Raw genomic sequence first — 15,558 nt, 5'->3', positions numbered from 1 at the left:
ACCGGCGGGGCGCGACCTCGGCGGAAATGTCACACCGGTCACTCGCACGGGGGGAGACGCAATGAGCGGCGGGGCCCTCCCCGGCACCCGCCGCCCACGCTCTGATGCGGTGAATTCTGCCCTACGGTGGCGTAGGTCCGACAGAGATCGAGGTCACATTTATCTTTTCGTAACATTACTGTGGGTGATGAAATGTGGGTTGATCAGCGATCTCCGCAGGCTGGATACGTCCTCGTCAGAGCTCAAGTTACCGATTCGTAGAGCTCAATCGAGTGGATCTCTCTGGAAACGCTCCCATCACGGCAGGTCACGCAAGTGCACCGTGCACTTGCGATCCGCCAGGACCGAGATGAACAGATGTTTGTCGATGACCCTTCGTGATCCCGGGGTAGCCCGGAGCACGTTTCGTGCCCCACCGCCCGGGAATTCGATACGGTCAGCCCTGGTTCTACGGGACGTAGGTAAACCGCGGTGATCGGAGAGTGCAATGGCAACCGTTGAGCTGACCTCGGCGAACTTCGACGAGGTGACCGGCAACGACGGCATCGTCCTGGTCGACTTCTGGGCCGACTGGTGTGGTCCGTGCAAGCGGTTCGCCCCGGTCTACGAGCGTTCCTCGGAGAAGCACCAGAACATCGTCTTCGGAAAGGTCGACACCGAGGCTCAGCAGGAGCTGGGCGCGAAGTTCGACATCCGATCGATCCCGACGATCATGGCGATCCGTGACGGCGTCATCGTCTTCGCCCAGCCGGGCGCTCTGCCCGAGTCCGCGCTGGAAAACCTGATCGAGCAGGTCGAGGCGCTGGACATGGACGACGTCCGCAAGCAGCTGGCCGAGCACAACCACTGATCAATCCGTCCTGCGACGGCACGAAAGGCCGGGCCCGGTTCGGGCCCGGCCTTCGTCGTGTCCGGCCACCCCATGATCACCGCCTGGGCAGCCGGAACTGGCCATCAGTCGGACCCGGCACGGCCGGTACATCCCGTATCGTCACGACCCGATGGAGAATCTGACCACCCGCGGGCGCGTGACCCGGCTGGGCGCAACCGCGCTCGGCCTCGTCCTGGTCCTCGTCGGCACGTTCTGGGGCAGCGACGATGACTTTCCGTTCGGCCCGTTCCGGATGTACTCCACATCCAACCCGCCGAACGCGCCAGCGCCCGACACCCGCGTCGAAGGTGTGAACAGCGACGGCGACGTGATCGACCTCGACCAGAACGCGACGGGCATCCGCCGCGCCGAGATCGAGGGCCAGCAGTCCCGGTACGTCGACGACCCGACGCTGCTCACGCAGATCGCCGACGCGTACGCCGAACGCCACCCGGACGCCGCCGAACTGGTCGAGGTCCGCATCGTCATCCGCTGGCACGGCATCCGCGCCGGTCGCCCCACCGGGCAGCACATCGACCAGACGGTGGTCCGCTGGCAGGCCCTCCCATGAGCCGCTGGCTGACCGAGGCGGTGCCGCGCGGCCGGATCGCCGCCTTCCGGACCCTGATCTACCTCTTCGTCGCCGCCGACCTGGTGATCTTCACTCCCTGGGTCCGCACCCGGGCCAGCGTGCCCGGCGATCTGTACCAGCCGCTGCTGATCGGCCGGATCCTTCCACTGCCCACACCGACGCCGACGCTGGTGGCGGTGATCTTCTGGGTGCTGCTGCTCGTCGCCCTGGTGGCCGCGACCGGCAGGGCACCCCGGCTGCTCGGCTGGACGGTCTGCGCGCTGTACCTGGAGTGGATGATCATCGCGATGAGCTACGGAAAGGTGGACCACGACAGGTTCGCCCTGCTCGTCGCGCTCGCCGTGCTGCCGACCGCCGGCCGCGCCCGGCACGGCGACACCACCCGCACCGAGGCCGGCGGCTGGGCGCTGCGGGTCACCCAGATCGCGGTGATCTGCACGTACTTCCTAGCCGCCTTCGCCAAGCTGCGCTTCGGCGGGTTGGACTGGCTGACCGGCTCGGTACTGGCGAGGGCCATCATCCGACGCGGCACCGACCTGGCGGACCTGATCGCCCAGGTGCCGTACCTGCTGATCGTCGCCCAGTTCGGCATCGTGGCCTTCGAACTGCTCAGCCCCGTGGTCTTCCTCCTGCGGGAGCGCTGGCGGCTGGCCATGGTCGGCTTCTTCTACTCGTTCCACGCGGTGACCATCGCGACCATCACCATCTCGTTCGCGCCCCACCTGGCCGCGATGGCCAGCTTCCTGCCGCTGGAGCGGGTCCGACCACTGGTCTGGGCGCGCCGTCTCGTCGGCCGCGAAGCTCGCGGGTCAGCGACGGCCGGCCCGGAGCCGGCGCGCGTCGACGTCGAACCGACGCCGCCCGACCCTGCTTCGGTGGGAGCCGGTGCGGAGCCGGTGCCGCCCGGAGGTCAGGCCCCGGTGGTCGGGCGGCCCGCCGGGCCGTAGAGCCGCTCCCTGGCCTCCTGCGGCAGCGAGCAGGCCGCCGTACCGCCGGGGAGTCGGTGCCGGTTGCGCGCCACCCAGCGGTACGTCGGCCAGGCCACCGCGCGCACGGGAGGGACCCGCAGCACGGCGCCGGCAGCCCGCCAGAGGGGACCGCTGGCGGCGAGCAGCTTTGCGATGGCGTCCGGGCCGGCCGCGCGGGAGTCGTCCGCGCCCACCCACTGCACGGCCTCCTCGCACTCCGCGGTCGTGAGGCCGAGCGCGTCCAGGTCGGCGAACTGCCAGGGCACCACCCGTGCGGCGGTGGGGATCCGGCGTTCGATGAACTCCGCACAGGTCGTGCAGAACGCGCAGTCCCCGTCGTAGACGAATGTCGACGTCTCCATGCCGTCCATCCTCCCCCTCCGGCCTGCGGATTGGGCGCGGGTGTCCGGCGGGTCACTTGCGCCATGCTCGTACACGTGTTCGAATAGTCCCCATGCGCTGGGACAACCTCACCGCTCCCCCGGTCGAGGGAGACCCCGAGCGGGCAGCGCCAGCGACGCCACCCCTGCCGCTGGCGCTGCCCGGCGCCATCGCCCGCACCTTCGACACCCCCGAGTTTGCCGGGATGACGTTCTACGAGGTGCAGGCCAAATCCATCCTGAACCGGGTGCCCGGGCAGTCCCGCGTCCCGTTCGAGTGGACCATCAACCCGTACCGGGGCTGCTCCCATGCATGCGTTTACTGTTTCGCGAGAAACACTCACACTTACCTGGACCTCGACTCCGGAGCGGACTTCGATCGCAAGGTGATCGTCAAGGTCAACGCCGGCGAGCTGGTCCGGCGGGAGCTTGCCGCGCGTACGTGGCGGGGTGCGCACGTCGCGATGGGCACCAACGTGGACTGTTACCAGCGGGCCGAGGGGCGCTACCGGCTGATGCCGCAGATCATCGCGGCTCTGCGCGACTTCGCCAATCCATTCTCGATCCTCACCAAGGGCACGCTGATCCTGCGGGACCTGCCACTGCTGCGCGAGGCCGCCGAGGTGACAACTGTCGGCATCTCCTACTCCGTGGGCTTCGTCGACGAACAGCTCTGGCGTGCCGTCGAGCCGGGCACACCGCACCCGCATCGCCGACTGGACGCGGTCCGTGCGCTCGCCGACGCCGGTTTCTCCGTCGGAGTGCTGATGGCGCCGATCCTGCCCGGACTGAGCGACAGCGACGAGTCGATCGACGCCACAGTGTCGGCGATCGCCGCCGCCGGGGCGACAAGCGTGACTCCGCTGGCCCTGCACCTGCGTCCCGGCGCCCGGGAGTGGTACGCGCAGTGGCTGGCCCGGGAGTACCCGCACCTCGTGCCCCGCTACCGCGAGCTCTACCGGGCGGGCTCCTACGCGCCGCAGGCGTACCAGCGGGAGCTGACAGCGCGGGTGCGCATCGCGGCCCGCCGGCACGGGCTGCACCGTGGTGAGCTGAGCGACAACCGTCGCGTGCCCGAGCCGCCTCCACCACCGGCCGCCGAGCAGCTGACCCTGCTGTAGCCGGAGGTCGGAGCTACAGTCGGCGGGTGCGTACAGCTCAGCAGATCCTCGCCGACTCCGCCGTGATCGCCGTCGTGGGCGCGTCCCGCGACCCATCGAAGGCCGCCCATCGCGTGCCGTTGCAGATGCAGCAGTACGGCTGGCGGATCATCCCGGTCAACCCGACAGTCGACGAACTCTTCGGGGAGCGGGCGTACAAGACGCTCGCCGACATCCCGCACCCCGTCGACATGGTGGACGTGTTCCGGCCGGCCGCCGACGCCGTGCAGGTGGTTCGGGAAGCGGCGGCGATCGGCGCCCCGGCGGTCTGGCTGCAACTGGGCATCGTCTCGGCGGAAGCGCGCCAGATAGCCGAAGAAGCCGGAATGGACTACGTAGAAGACCGCTGCCTAGCCGTCGAACGAGCCGCAGCAGCCCTAACCCGCCTGCCCTAACCGCTCCCTGATCCCGCCTGCTGATCCGTCGATCATGGAGTTGTGGTGCCGAGGTTAGTAGGATTTGTCGCCCGAATCCCCCACCACAACTCCATGATCGACGGGCAAAAAGGGGGACGGGTTAGAGCTTGTACTCCTTTAGGAGGCCTCGGCTGATGATGGTCTTCTGGATCTCCGAGGTGCCTTCCCCGATCAGCAGGAACGGGGCTTCCCGCATCAGGCGCTCGATCTCGTACTCCTTGGAGTAGCCGTAGCCGCCGTGGATGCGGAACGCCTCCTGGACGACCTCGGCGCAGTATTCCGAGGCGAGCAGCTTGGCCATCCCGGCCTCGACGTCGTTGCGCTGGCCGGCGTCCTTGAGTCGGGCGGCGTTGACCATCAGGGCGTGCGCGGCCTCGATTTTCGTACCCATCTCGGCGAGCTTGAAGGCGATGGCCTGGTGCTTGGCGAGCGGCTGGCCGAAGGTCTTGCGCTGCTGCGCGTAGCCGACTGCCAACTCGAAGGCGCGGATGGAGATGCCGCAGGCGCGGGCGGCCACGTTGACGCGGCCCACCTCGATGCCGTCCATCATCTGGTAGAAGCCGCGGCCCACCTTGTCGGTACCGCCGAGGATTGCCGAGTCGGGCACCGTCACGCCGTCGAGCACCATCTCGGTGGTCTCGACGCCCTTGTAGCCCATCTTGTCGATCTTGCCGGGGATGGTGAGGCCGGGGGCCGTCTCGCCGAAGCCCGGCTCCTTCTCCAGCAGGAAGGTGCTCATGTTGCCGTACACAGACTCGGCGCCGGTGTCGGTCTTGACAAGGGTGGCCACCACGGAGGAGTACGCCCCGTTCGTCAGCCACATCTTCTGCCCGTTGAGCACGTAGCTGTCGCCGTCGCGGACCGCGCGGGACTTGATCGCCGACACGTCGGAGCCCGTCTCCGGCTCCGACATCGAGAACGCGCCGCGCACCTCGCCGGTGGCCATCTTCGGCAGCAGCCGGGCCTTCTGCTCGGCGGAGCCGTGCTGGGAGATCAGGTACGCCACGATGAAGTGCGTGTTGACGATGCCTGAGATCGACATCCAACCGCGGGACAGCTGCTCCACCACGAGCGCGTAGGTGAGCAGCGACTCGCCGAGCCCGCCGTACTCCTCGTCGATGGTGAGGCCGAACAGCCCCATCTCGCGCATCCCGTCGAGGATGTCGGTGGGGTACTCGTCGGCGTGCTCAAGCCGCTGCGCGTGCGGAATGATCTCCTTGTCGGCGAACTCGCGGACGGTCTCCAGGATCGATTGCTGCACATCGGTCAGGCCGGGCGTCTGGGCGAGTCGGGCCATCTCAGCCTCCGGGGATCAGCGCACTACTCATGGGTAACTGAACGCTCGGTCAGTATCGACCTCCGGGCCGGCAAGGCCAAGGTGACCAGTCCACACAACCGCTGTGAAAAGGTTCACCGCTGCGGGTAGCGTCCGGCAAGAGGGACTTTTCCGGCACCGGCAGGAGGAGCACGGCTGTGACCTACCCGCCACCGTCGGGACCATCCGGCGACGAGCCGCCACCGTCACCCTACGAGCCGCCTCCGGACCAGTCGCCGTACGCGCCGCCGCCGGCCGGTCAGACGCCGTACCCGCCACCGCCCGACCAGTCTTCCTTCGGGTCGCCGGAACGCTCACCGTACGGGCCACCCGCCGACGAGCCGTCACCGTACGAGCAGCAGGGACAGCACCAGTCGGCGCACTGGGGGCAGCAGCCGCCGTACCCTCCGCAGGGCCCCTACGGCCAGTACGGCCCGCCGACGCCCGGACCGAGCCGGCCCACGAACCTGCTGGCGATCCTGTCGCTGGTGTTCGCCTTCGTGTTCCCACCGGCCGGCGCTGTCCTCGGCCACGTGGCCAAGCGCCAGATCCGCACCAGCGGCGAGGAGGGCGGCCAGCTCGCCACCTGGGGAATGATCCTCGGGTACGTCTTCACAGGGCTGACACTGCTGGCCTGCTGCGGCTGGCTGGCCCTCGTCATCATCGGCAGCAACAGCAACAACGGCAGCTACTGAGCGACAGTGGACCGGTCAGCGGAACCGGGCCTCCCGGACACTGTTGCCGCCGTCGACCACGAGCATCTGCCCAGTGATGTACGAGGCAGCCGGTGAGCAGAGGAAACTGATGGCCGCCGCGACCTCGTCCGGGGTGCCCGGTCGGCCGACAGGAGTGCCCAGCCCCTGCTTGATCTCGGCCATCGTGGACGCCGCCGTGTAGATGGTGCCGGGCGCCACCGCGTTCACCGTCACCCCGTCGGCGATCATCTCCATGGCAAGCGCCCGCGTCAGCCCCACCACGCCGGCCTTCGCCGCCGCGTACGCGGCCTCGGTGGGCAGGGCGTTCACCGGCCCGGCGGTGGCCGCCAGGTTGACGATCCGCCCCCAGCCCCGCTCGGCCATCCCGCCGATGAACGCCCGACTGCACAGGAACGCTGTGGACAGGTTGCGGTCGATCTCGCCACGCCACTCGTCGTAGGTCAACTGCGCGACCGGCCGCAGCACCCCCTGGCTGGCACGACTCGCCAGGCCCGCGTTGTTGACAAGCACCTCGACGTCGCCCAACTGCTCAGCGACCGCGTCGGCGAGCGCGCCGACCTCCGACTCGTCGGTCAGGTCGGCGACGAAGCCGGTCACTCCCAGTTCGCCGGCCCGCTCGTGGATGCGGCGGGTCGTGGAGACGATCGCGACCCGCGCCCCCAGGTCGGCGAGCCGCCGGGCGGTCGCGTACCCGATGCCGTCCGGGCTGCCCGCCCCCGTCACCAGGGCGACACGCCCGTCGAGCCGCATGGTCACCGGGTCGGGGAGCGCGACCGGCTCGTCGGCGCCGACCCCGCTGCCCGGCGTGGTCGCACGGCCGCGCCGAGCCGCACCCGGCCGGCTGACGTCCCGTCTCGGTCGGCTTCCGGAACGGTCCGCGGCACGCGATTCGATTGCCATGCCAGGGATCCTGCCCGTTACGACCGACCTGGGCAACGCGGCACCCGGGAGCGGGGGCGTCGGGTTTGGTCACCCCTGGCTACCCTGACGGCGCCAACCAAGCCGACGGAGAGTACGCATGACCAATCCCCCGCCCCCCGGCGACTGGAACGACCCCACGAGGTCGGCTCAGCCGGCGAGTTCACCGCTGGATCCGACAATGGTGTCCAGCCCGCCGGTGCCAACCCAGCCCGGCCCCTCCGACCCGTACTCGCCGGCCGACCCGTACGCCGGCGGGCAGGCGGCCCCGGGACAGCCGGTGGCGTACGCCCCGCCCGGCTATCCGCCGCCGTACCCCGGTTACGGCTACCCGCCGCCCCCGAAGAACAACGGGCTTGCCATCGCGTCGCTTGTGCTGAGCCTTGTCGGCCTCACGTCCTGTGGGATCACGGCGCCGATCGGGGCGATCCTCGGCCACGTGGCGCAGAGTCAGATCCGCACCAGCGGCGAGGCCGGTGAAGGTATGGCGAAGGCCGGCATCATCGTCGGCTGGATCGTCACCGCGCTGATGCTGCTCGGGATCGCCGCCTACGCCGCCATCATCATCTTCGCGGTCTCGAACGCCGACAGCAGCACCAGCAGCTACTGAGAGGGCGGCCGGGTCGACGTACCAACGGCTTTGTCGGGCCGGGCCGACAGCCTGCGGCTGTCGACCCGGCCCGACCACTCACTCCGCCGGTGGGGTGAACGACGAGGTACGGCTCATTCCGGCGGCCCGGCCCTTGGCGGCGACCACAAGCGCCATCTTGCGGGACGCCTCGTCGATCATTTCGTCGCCGAGCATCACCGCGCCGAGCTTGCCGCCGGCCTCCGAGGTGTAGTGCTCGTAGGCGTCGAGGATCAGCTCGGCGTGGTCGTAGTCGGCCTGCGCCGGCTGGTAGACCTCGTTCGCGGCGTCGATCTGGCCCGGGTGCAGCACCCACTTGCCGTCGAACCCCAGCGCCGCCGACCGCTTGGCCACCTCACGGAAGCCGTCCACGTCCCGGATCTGCAGGAACGGCCCGTCGATTGCCTGCTTGTCGTGCATTCGGGCGGCCATCAGGATGCGCATCAGGATGTAGTGGTACGGGTCGCCCGGGTAGTCCGGGATCAGCGCACCGACAACGAGCGACTTCATGTTGATCGAGGCCATGAAGTCGGCCGGGCCGAAGATGATCGTCTCCACCCGGGGCGAGGCGCCCGCGATGGCGTCGACGTTGACCAGGCCCGCGGCGTTCTCGATCTGCGCCTCGATGCCGATCCGTCCGACCTCCAGGCCCAGCGTCTTCTCGATCTGGGTGAGCAGCAGGTCCAGCCACTGCACCTGGGCGGCGTCCTGCACCTTGGGCAGCATGATGCAGTCCAGGTTCGCGCCAGCGCCCTCGACGACCTCGATGACATCCCGGTAGGTCCACGGGGTGGTCAGGTCGTTGACCCGTACCACGCGGGTCTTGCCGGCCCAGTCACCGTCGTTGAGCGCGGCCACGATGTTCTTGCGCGCGTCCGGCTTGGCCAGCGGGGCGACGGCGTCCTCCAGGTCGAGGAAGACCTGGTCGGCCGGGAGGCCCTGCGCCTTGCCGAGCATCTTGACGCTGGAACCCGGTACGGCGAGACAGGATCGGCGAGGACGACCGACTGCGGCCATGGATGAACTCCTTCCAGCGTTCGGCGGGCACGCCGACGCCACCTGACGACAGATCCGAGAAAACTTAACGATCCCAAAGGGGCGTGTTGACGCCACGGTAACCTCGTGCCGTGACCGGGGTGAATGGACCTGTGGAAGATCTCACTGGGCGTCGACTCGTGGTGGTGACCGGGGCCAGCTCCGGGATCGGGCTGGCCGCCGCCGTGCACCTCGCCTGCCGCGGCGACCAGGTGGTGCTCGTCGGGCGGGACCCTGCCCGCCTCCAGGCCGCCGCCGAACGGGTACGGGAGACCTCGGGTGAGCGCCCGGAGCTGTTCCGCGCCGACTTCGCGGTGCTCGACGACGTCCGACGGCTCGCCGAAGGGCTGCGCGCCGCGTACGACCGGATCGACGTGCTCGTCAACAACGCAGGAGCGATCGCGCTCCAGCCTCTCACCACCGTCGACGGTTTCGAGCTGTCGATCCAGGCCAACCACCTGGCCCCGTTCCTGCTGACCAACCTGCTCGCCGACCGGGTCGGCCGGATCGTGGTCACCGGCTCCGGTGCGCACCGCTTCGGCACGCTCGATCCGGACGACCTGAACGCGGCACTGCGCCGTTACCGGCCGCTGGGCGCGTACGGCACCAGCAAGCAGGCGAACATCCTGTTCACCGCCGAGGCGGCCCGCCGCTGGCCGGGAATCCCCGCACACAGCTTCCACCCGGGAGTGGTGCGCACCCGGTTCGGCAACGACAGCAGGGTTGTCGCGTTCGGCATGCGGGTGCTGCCGTTCCGCAGCCCGGAGAAGGCCGCCGAGACGCTGGTCTGGCTCGCCAACCAGGACCCGGCCCGGTTGGTCGGCGGCGGGTACTACTACAACAGGCGGTTGCGCCGGCCGTACCGCAAGGCGGCCGACCCACGGCTCGCCGCCCGGCTCTGGTCGGCAAGCGCCGCCGCCGTGGGCATCGACGGGTAGCGTTGCCACCGTGCTCACTCTCGTGGCGATCGTCGAGTTTCCCACCGGGGCCGAGTCCGATGGCCAGCGCTACGAGGACGACGTCCTTGCCCTGCTCGACAGGCACGGCGGCGAACTGGAACGACGGCTGCGCAGCACCGCTGGGCGAAGCGAGGTGCACGTGATCCGGTTCGCGGATCGGGCCGGCTACGAGTCGTTCCTCGTCGACCCGCAGCGGGCGGCACTGCGTACCGCCCTCGGCGAAGCCGCACCGACCACCCGCGTCATCGAGGTGCACGAGGTCTGAGCGTCAGTCGGTCAGCGGCGCCGGGTCGGCCGGCAACGCCGTGGTCGTGGCGCGACGGCCGGCGCGGGCGCCGCCGAGCACCACCACTGCCACCCCGACCAGCAGCAACGACATGCCCAGCAGCGCGTACGCGCGAGGCACCTGGCCCAGCCAGACCCAGGCCAGCAGGGCGGCGCCGGGCACCTCCAGCAGGATCAACACGCTTACCGTCGTCGCCGGGATCCGGTGCAGGACGTAGTTGAACATCGAGTGCCCGAGCAGTTGCGCGCCAGCCACCAACGCCAGGATGGCCAGCCAGGTACGCCCGTCGAAGCCGGTAAGCCGCACCCCGCCGAGCAGGCAGATCACCAGCAGGATCAGCGCGCAGATCCCGTAGCAGATGGTCGTGTAGGTGGTGGTGCTGATGCTGGCCCGCGCACGCTCACCGAACGCGGTGTAGACGGCGCCGAACACGCCACCGGCCACCGCCAGCAGGTCACCGACTACCGCCCTCGCGGAGATGCCCACGTCCGCGCCCGTGGCGATCACCGCGCCGCCGACCGTCACCGCGATGCCGACCCAGACCACCGGTGGGAGCCTGCGACCCTGCGCTCGGGCGATCAGCCCCTGCCAGACCGGCTGGGTGGCGACCAGAGCCGTTGCCGCAGCCACCGATGTGAGCTGGACGCTCGGCATCCAGGCGGCGAAGTGCGCGGCCAGCGCCACACCGGAGAGGACGCAGAACAGCCCCTCCCGCCGACCTGCCAGCCCGACCAGGGCGCGGAACTCGGCGCGACGTCGGGCCAGCGAGAACGGGCTCAGCACGGCCACCGCCAGCACGTTGCGCCAGAACGCGATGGCCAGCGCCGGTGCGGCCGCGTACGCGATCAGCGGCGCTGACGACGACACCGCGACCACGGCGAGGCCCACCGCGCCGGTGGTCAGCGGATCCAACGTCGGGCGGCGCGAATCAGGGGGCACGGGAAGCAATCTTCACACGATCACCATGGACACAGAACGTCATCACTCCGTTACGATCGGGCAGCGTCGCGCCAGCGGCCGTCGATCGCCCGGAGGCGCGCCAGATGCCCAGCTACCAGGCTGTGCTGTTCGACTTCTTCGGCACGCTCACCCACTCGGTCCAACGCGGCGCCGCGCACCTCCGCACCGCCGAACTGCTCGGCTGCCCCATCGACACGCTCAACGAGGTGCTCAATCGCACCTACTACGCGCGTGCCACCGGTCGGCTCGGCAGCGCGGAGGCGACACTGCGCTGGGTCTGCGCCCTGGCGGGCGTACACCCCAGCGACCATGCGCTGCGGGCGGCCGTGGCATCCCGGCACCGGGCGGTCCGCGCGGACACCCGGCTGCGGGCCGACGCGGTGCCGGTGCTCGCGGCGCTGCGCCACTGCGGCCTGCGCACCGGCGTGATCAGCGACTGTACGCACGAACTGCCGGCCTTCCTGCCGCAGCTCCCGATCGCCCCACTGCTCGACGTGCGGGTCTTCTCCGTCCAGGTCGGACGATGCAAGCCCGAACCGGAGCTCTACCTGACCGCCTGTCAGCGGCTGGGGCTCGCACCGGCCGACTGCCTGTACGTCGGCGACGGTGGCAGCCAGGAGCTGACCGGCGCCGAGCGGGCCGGGATGACAGCGGTCCGGCTGGCCGCACCCGATCTGGCCGAGCACATGGTGTTCAACGCCGACCGGGAATGGCGCGGCCGGACCGTGGGCAGCCTGCGCGAGGTGCTCGACGTCGTGAGCGCAACGAACCTCGCGGACGCCGATCTGGCGCGCACCGGGGTCGGCGGGATGTGCGCGGCCGGCAGGGCGGGCGGTCCGGCGGGCTGACCAACGGGCGGTCGGCGGGTCAGCGGCGGCGCACGGGCGGCCGACGGATCAGCGGCGGCGGACCCGGTGCAGGCGGAACGGCTTGCGGGTGGCGCGGACCGCCGGGGTCTCCCGGGGCTCCTCCGTCTGCGCGTCGGACGGCAGGTCGGCGCCGGAGAGCGGCTCGCCCGCGGGGGCGAGCCGATTCACCGCACAGCCGTCGGCGGCCCACCGCGCCACCAGGTCCGCCGTCGGGCCGGGCGCGTTCAGGCGCTTGCCCGCCACAAGCGGCGCCGTGGTCTCCCACGCCTCGCTGCCCGGCGACAGCCTGGTCACCCGGGCCGGCCAGGTGACGATGCGGCCGCCGTGATCACCGCGCAGCGTGACCTGCGCCTCGGTGGCGTCGGCCAACCCGGGAGCGGCCTGCTCGCCCGGCCCGCTCACCACGTAGAGCGCGCCTTCCAGCGGGGCGCACCAGAGCGCGAGCGCCGGCCCGCCGGACACGCTGACCCAGGCCACGGCGGCCTTCTTCATCGCCTCGTCGACAAGCGGCGTCGAGGTGTGCGCGTCGTCAGTCACCCTCGTATCCTCCCGTACGTCGACCGGCGACGCGTGGACCGCCGGTCGATCGCCTGCCGCCCGTCCACCCAGGGCCTGCGCGGCTCAGCCCACGAAGGGCGGCACGGCGATCTCGCCCCGGGCCACCGGCATCACCTGGCCGGCGACGGTAGCGCCGACGGCCGTGCCGCTCTCCGCCGTCACAGTGCAGGTCAACGCAGAGGGACGGCCCATCTCCACACCCTGGCGCACCGCGTACCGGGACAGTCCGTCCCCCGGCAGCAGGCCCGTGGCCACCAGCCAGACGCCCAGCCCGAGCGCCGCCGAACCGGTCGCCGGATCCTCCGGGACACCGAGCCCCGGCACGAAAACCCGAGCGTGCGCGGTTTGCGTGGCGGGGTCCCAGGAGAAGACGCTCACGTGATCCACGCCGTACCGCTCCGCCGCCACCGGGTTCAGCCGGGCCCGGGCCACCGAATCCGGGAACACCGGCAGGTACGGGAACTCCAGCCCGCAGCCCGCCACCCGAGGCGCCGGCCCACTGCTGTCGTAGTCGGCCTCGACCAGCCCGGCGATCTCCAGCAGCGGCTCCGGGTCCAACTCGGGGCCGAGCGTGGGGCTGCTGCCGGTGAGCGTCGCGCCGGTTGCGGTCACGTCGATCGGCAGCACCCCGGCACCGCACTCCTGGGTGACCTGCCCCACGTCGAACATCCCGCGCCGACTGGCGGTGACCGCCGCGCCGACGCTCGGGTGCCCGGCGAACGGCAACTCCTCGGCAGGGGTGAAGATGCGGGCCCGGTACGTCGCGCCGACCTGGGTAGGTGGCAGCACGAACACCGTCTCGGACAGGTTGAACTCCAGTGCGAGCGCCTGCATCTGCTCGGTGGCCAGCGCCTCCGCGCCGAACACCACGGCCAGCGGGTTGCCACTGAACGGGCGGTCGGTGAAGACGTCCACGATCTCGTAGGCCAAGGTCGACATGTTGCTAAACACTAGGCGCTTAGGCTGGTGCCCGTGAGCACGCCGACCCGGATCTACATCGCCCGCCTCGCCGGAGTGGCCGTTTTCGATCCAAACGGTGACCAGGTGGGCCGTGTCCGTGACGCGGTGGCCCGGCTGCGGGCGACCGGCCGTCCGCCGGAGGTCGTGGGTCTGGTCGCCGAGATGCCGATGCGCCGGAGGATCTTCCTGTCCATCAACCGGATCACCTCGATCGACGCGGACGCTGTCGTGCTCGGCTCCGGCACCCTCAACCTGCGGCGCTTCGAGAAGCGCCTGAACGAGCTGCTTGTGCTCCAGGAACTCCTGGACCGGCGGGTGCAGCTCGAACCCGGCGGCCAGCCCGGCACCGTGGTGGACGTCGCCATGGAGTGCGCTCGCGGCGGCGAGTGGTCACTCACCCGCGTCGCGGTCCGCGAGCAGACCGGCCGGATCACCCGGCGGGGCCATCTGCACCAGGTCGAGTGGGACCGCGTGCGCGGGCTCAGCGGCATCGCCGACAACCGGGGTACGGCGAATCTGCTCGCCGTCCTGGAGGACATGCGCCCGGCGGACCTTGCCAACGCCCTCCAGGACCTGCCCGACACGCGGCGCAACGAGGTCGCTGCGGCGCTGAACGACGAGCGGCTGGCCGACGTGCTCAGTGAGCTGCCCGAACACGACCAGGTGGAGATCCTCGCCGCGCTGGACCGGGAGCGGGCCGCTGACGTGTTGGAGGAGATGGACCCGGACGACGCTGCGGACCTGCTCAACGAACTGCCGCCGCCGGAACAGGACGTGCTGCTGGACCTCATGGAGCCGGACGAGGCCGACCCGGTGCGGCAGTTGCTCAACTACACCCCCGGCACGGCGGGCAGCGTGATGACGTCCGAGCCGGTCATCCTGCCGCCGGACGCGACAGTCGCCGAGGCGTTGGCCCGGATCCGGGAGCCGCAGCTCTCCCCCGCCGTCGCCGCGCAGGTCTTCGTGACCCGGGCGCCGCAGAACACCCCGACCGGGCGGTACCTGGGCATGGTGCACTTCCAGGCGTTACTGCGTGAATCGCCTGCCGATCTGCTGGGCAAGGTGGTGGTCAACGACATCGACCCGCTGCGCCCCACCACGCCGTTGCCAGAGATCACCCGCCGGATGGCCACCTACGATCTGGTCGCCATGCCCGTGATCGACAGGAACAACCGGCTGGTCGGTGCCGTGACGGTCGACGACGTACTGGACCACTCGTTGCCCCGGGACTGGCGGGACCGGGGTGTCCTCGGTGCCGCGGGCACCACCGACGCGGTGCTGGACGGCGCTGATGGCTGAGCAGCGGCGTACGGAGCGTCTCGACCAGCCGCGCGAGCCCCGGGGAATCAAGCTGCCCCGATTCGACGCGGAGGCGTTCGGCCGCTGGTCGGAGGGCATCGCCCGGGGCATGGGCACCGCGAACTTCCTGGTCGTCATGACTGTGGTGATCGCCATCTGGTTCGGCTGGAACACTCTCGCCCCGGCCGAGATGCGTTTCGACCCGTACACCTTCACGTTCCTCACGCTGGTGCTGTCGTTGCAGGCCAGCTACGCGGCGCCGCTGATCCTGCTGGCGCAGAACCGGCAGGCGGATCGCGACCGGGTGGCGTTGGAGGAGGACCGGCGGCGCGCCACGGCGCAGAAGGCGGACACCGAGTACCTGGCACGGGAGATCGCCGCCCTGCGGATCGCGTTGGGCGAGGTGGCCACCCGCGACTTCCTCCGCTCCGAACTGACCCGACTGGCCGAGGAGCTGGACGAGGCGGGGCAGCGGCGGCAGCGGCTGGAGCGCCGCCAGCAGGAGCGGGACAGCCGGCAGGAGAAGCGCACCCAGCGGGCGACCGACGGCGGAGCGCTTGACGAGCCGCGCGACGACCTGGACGGCGACTTCTCCCGGAGCGCCCGCTCGGACGGCACCGGCCCCCGCGGCCAGGACGGCTGATGAGCCGGATCGATTGGCTCACACC

19 protein-coding genes are annotated in these 15,558 nt (G+C 70.4%); 12 read left to right on the top strand and 7 right to left on the bottom strand.

The genetic code is table 11. The features are described 5' to 3' along the window. Positions 1–487 precede the first annotated feature (487 nt). From trxA to ADK66_RS24455, 3 genes are all read left to right on the top strand, one after another. Complete coding sequence (gene trxA / locus ADK66_RS24465; protein WP_030329190.1) at positions 488–850, top strand: thioredoxin; 363 nt, start codon at positions 488–490, stop codon at positions 848–850. A gap of 151 nt (positions 851–1,001) precedes the next feature. Further along, a complete protein-coding gene (locus ADK66_RS24460; protein ID WP_053659191.1) occupies positions 1,002–1,442 on the top strand; it encodes a hypothetical protein in 441 nt (146 codons plus the stop codon). After that, positions 1,439–2,410, top strand: a complete 972-nt coding sequence (locus ADK66_RS24455; RefSeq protein ID WP_053659189.1) for an HTTM domain-containing protein — start codon at positions 1,439–1,441, stop codon at positions 2,408–2,410. Before ADK66_RS24460 ends, ADK66_RS24455 begins: the two co-directional genes overlap by 4 nt. Here the strand turns inward: ADK66_RS24455 and ADK66_RS24450 are convergent. Next, positions 2,374–2,793 carry a thiol-disulfide oxidoreductase DCC family protein gene (locus ADK66_RS24450; protein ID WP_053659187.1) on the bottom strand — a complete coding sequence of 140 codons (420 nt, stop codon included), beginning with the start codon at positions 2,791–2,793 and terminating at the stop codon, positions 2,374–2,376. The two genes, ADK66_RS24455 and ADK66_RS24450, sit on opposite strands and share 37 nt — an antisense overlap. Before the next feature lie 92 nt (positions 2,794–2,885). On the opposite strand from ADK66_RS24450, the gene ADK66_RS24445 reads away from it, so the two are divergent. Together ADK66_RS24445 and ADK66_RS24440 are read left to right on the top strand one after the other, a co-directional pair. Next, positions 2,886–3,932: an Rv2578c family radical SAM protein gene (locus tag ADK66_RS24445; protein ID WP_053659185.1), complete on the top strand. Its 1,047-nt coding sequence runs from the start codon at positions 2,886–2,888 to the stop codon at positions 3,930–3,932. A gap of 26 nt (positions 3,933–3,958) precedes the next feature. Next, positions 3,959–4,366 (top strand): CoA-binding protein, encoded by a 408-nt coding sequence (locus ADK66_RS24440; RefSeq protein ID WP_053659183.1) that lies wholly within the window; start codon positions 3,959–3,961, stop codon positions 4,364–4,366. Between the two features lie 121 nt (positions 4,367–4,487). Here ADK66_RS24440 and ADK66_RS24435 read toward each other — a convergent pair whose 3' ends face one another. Continuing rightward, positions 4,488–5,684: an acyl-CoA dehydrogenase family protein gene (locus tag ADK66_RS24435; RefSeq protein ID WP_053659181.1), complete on the bottom strand. Its 1,197-nt coding sequence runs from the start codon at positions 5,682–5,684 to the stop codon at positions 4,488–4,490. Positions 5,685–5,860: 176 nt separating this feature from the next. On the opposite strand from ADK66_RS24435, the gene ADK66_RS24430 reads away from it, so the two are divergent. After that, the gene (locus ADK66_RS24430; RefSeq protein ID WP_053659180.1) at positions 5,861–6,397 is read left to right on the top strand and encodes a DUF4190 domain-containing protein; all 537 of its coding nucleotides are present in this window, start codon (positions 5,861–5,863) and stop codon (positions 6,395–6,397) included. A gap of 15 nt (positions 6,398–6,412) precedes the next feature. On the opposite strand, the gene ADK66_RS24425 is transcribed toward ADK66_RS24430, so the two are convergent. Continuing rightward, positions 6,413–7,318 carry an SDR family NAD(P)-dependent oxidoreductase gene (locus ADK66_RS24425; RefSeq protein ID WP_053659177.1) on the bottom strand — a complete coding sequence of 302 codons (906 nt, stop codon included), beginning with the start codon at positions 7,316–7,318 and terminating at the stop codon, positions 6,413–6,415. A 118-nt stretch (positions 7,319–7,436) separates the two neighbouring features. Between ADK66_RS24425 and ADK66_RS24420 the strand changes: the two genes are divergently transcribed. Continuing rightward, positions 7,437–7,946, top strand: a complete 510-nt coding sequence (locus tag ADK66_RS24420; RefSeq protein ID WP_053659176.1) for a DUF4190 domain-containing protein — start codon at positions 7,437–7,439, stop codon at positions 7,944–7,946. 78 nt (positions 7,947–8,024) lie between these two features. Here ADK66_RS24420 and ADK66_RS24415 read toward each other — a convergent pair whose 3' ends face one another. Then, a complete protein-coding gene (locus ADK66_RS24415; protein ID WP_053659174.1) occupies positions 8,025–8,981 on the bottom strand; it encodes a CoA ester lyase in 957 nt (318 codons plus the stop codon). Positions 8,982–9,112: 131 nt separating this feature from the next. On the opposite strand from ADK66_RS24415, the gene ADK66_RS24410 reads away from it, so the two are divergent. Together ADK66_RS24410 and ADK66_RS24405 are read left to right on the top strand one after the other, a co-directional pair. Beyond that, positions 9,113–9,937 carry an SDR family NAD(P)-dependent oxidoreductase gene (locus ADK66_RS24410; protein ID WP_053659172.1) on the top strand — a complete coding sequence of 275 codons (825 nt, stop codon included), beginning with the start codon at positions 9,113–9,115 and terminating at the stop codon, positions 9,935–9,937. Positions 9,938–9,947: 10 nt separating this feature from the next. Next, positions 9,948–10,223 (top strand): hypothetical protein, encoded by a 276-nt coding sequence (locus ADK66_RS24405; RefSeq protein ID WP_053659170.1) that lies wholly within the window; start codon positions 9,948–9,950, stop codon positions 10,221–10,223. Positions 10,224–10,226: 3 nt separating this feature from the next. On the opposite strand, the gene ADK66_RS24400 is transcribed toward ADK66_RS24405, so the two are convergent. Continuing rightward, positions 10,227–11,183, bottom strand: a complete 957-nt coding sequence (locus tag ADK66_RS24400; protein WP_053659168.1) for a DMT family transporter — start codon at positions 11,181–11,183, stop codon at positions 10,227–10,229. Positions 11,184–11,287: 104 nt separating this feature from the next. Here ADK66_RS24400 and ADK66_RS24395 point away from each other — a divergent pair, with 104 nt between their 5' ends. Beyond that, entirely contained in the window at positions 11,288–12,052 is a 765-nt protein-coding gene (locus ADK66_RS24395) for an HAD family hydrolase (protein ID WP_082377637.1), read from the top strand. 48 nt (positions 12,053–12,100) lie between these two features. Here ADK66_RS24395 and ADK66_RS24390 read toward each other — a convergent pair whose 3' ends face one another. Continuing rightward, complete coding sequence (locus tag ADK66_RS24390) at positions 12,101–12,565, bottom strand: hypothetical protein (protein ID WP_157552910.1); 465 nt, start codon at positions 12,563–12,565, stop codon at positions 12,101–12,103. Positions 12,566–12,694: 129 nt separating this feature from the next. Continuing rightward, on the bottom strand, positions 12,695–13,570 hold the full coding sequence (locus ADK66_RS24385) for a PhzF family phenazine biosynthesis protein (protein ID WP_053659164.1): 876 nt from the start codon (positions 13,568–13,570) through the stop codon (positions 12,695–12,697). A 33-nt stretch (positions 13,571–13,603) separates the two neighbouring features. On the opposite strand from ADK66_RS24385, the gene ADK66_RS24380 reads away from it, so the two are divergent. Both ADK66_RS24380 and ADK66_RS24375 read left to right on the top strand, forming a co-directional pair. Further along, on the top strand, positions 13,604–14,890 hold the full coding sequence (locus ADK66_RS24380; RefSeq protein WP_053659456.1) for a magnesium transporter MgtE N-terminal domain-containing protein: 1,287 nt from the start codon (positions 13,604–13,606) through the stop codon (positions 14,888–14,890). Next, complete coding sequence (locus ADK66_RS24375; RefSeq protein ID WP_053659162.1) at positions 14,883–15,533, top strand: DUF1003 domain-containing protein; 651 nt, start codon at positions 14,883–14,885, stop codon at positions 15,531–15,533. Before ADK66_RS24380 ends, ADK66_RS24375 begins: the two co-directional genes overlap by 8 nt. Positions 15,534–15,558 lie beyond the last annotated feature (25 nt).

This window comes from Micromonospora sp. NRRL B-16802, from assembly GCF_001279555.1.
GTDB lineage: Bacteria > Actinomycetota > Actinomycetes > Mycobacteriales > Micromonosporaceae > Micromonospora > Micromonospora profundi.
This window is presented reverse-complemented; position numbering and strand designations above follow the sequence as displayed.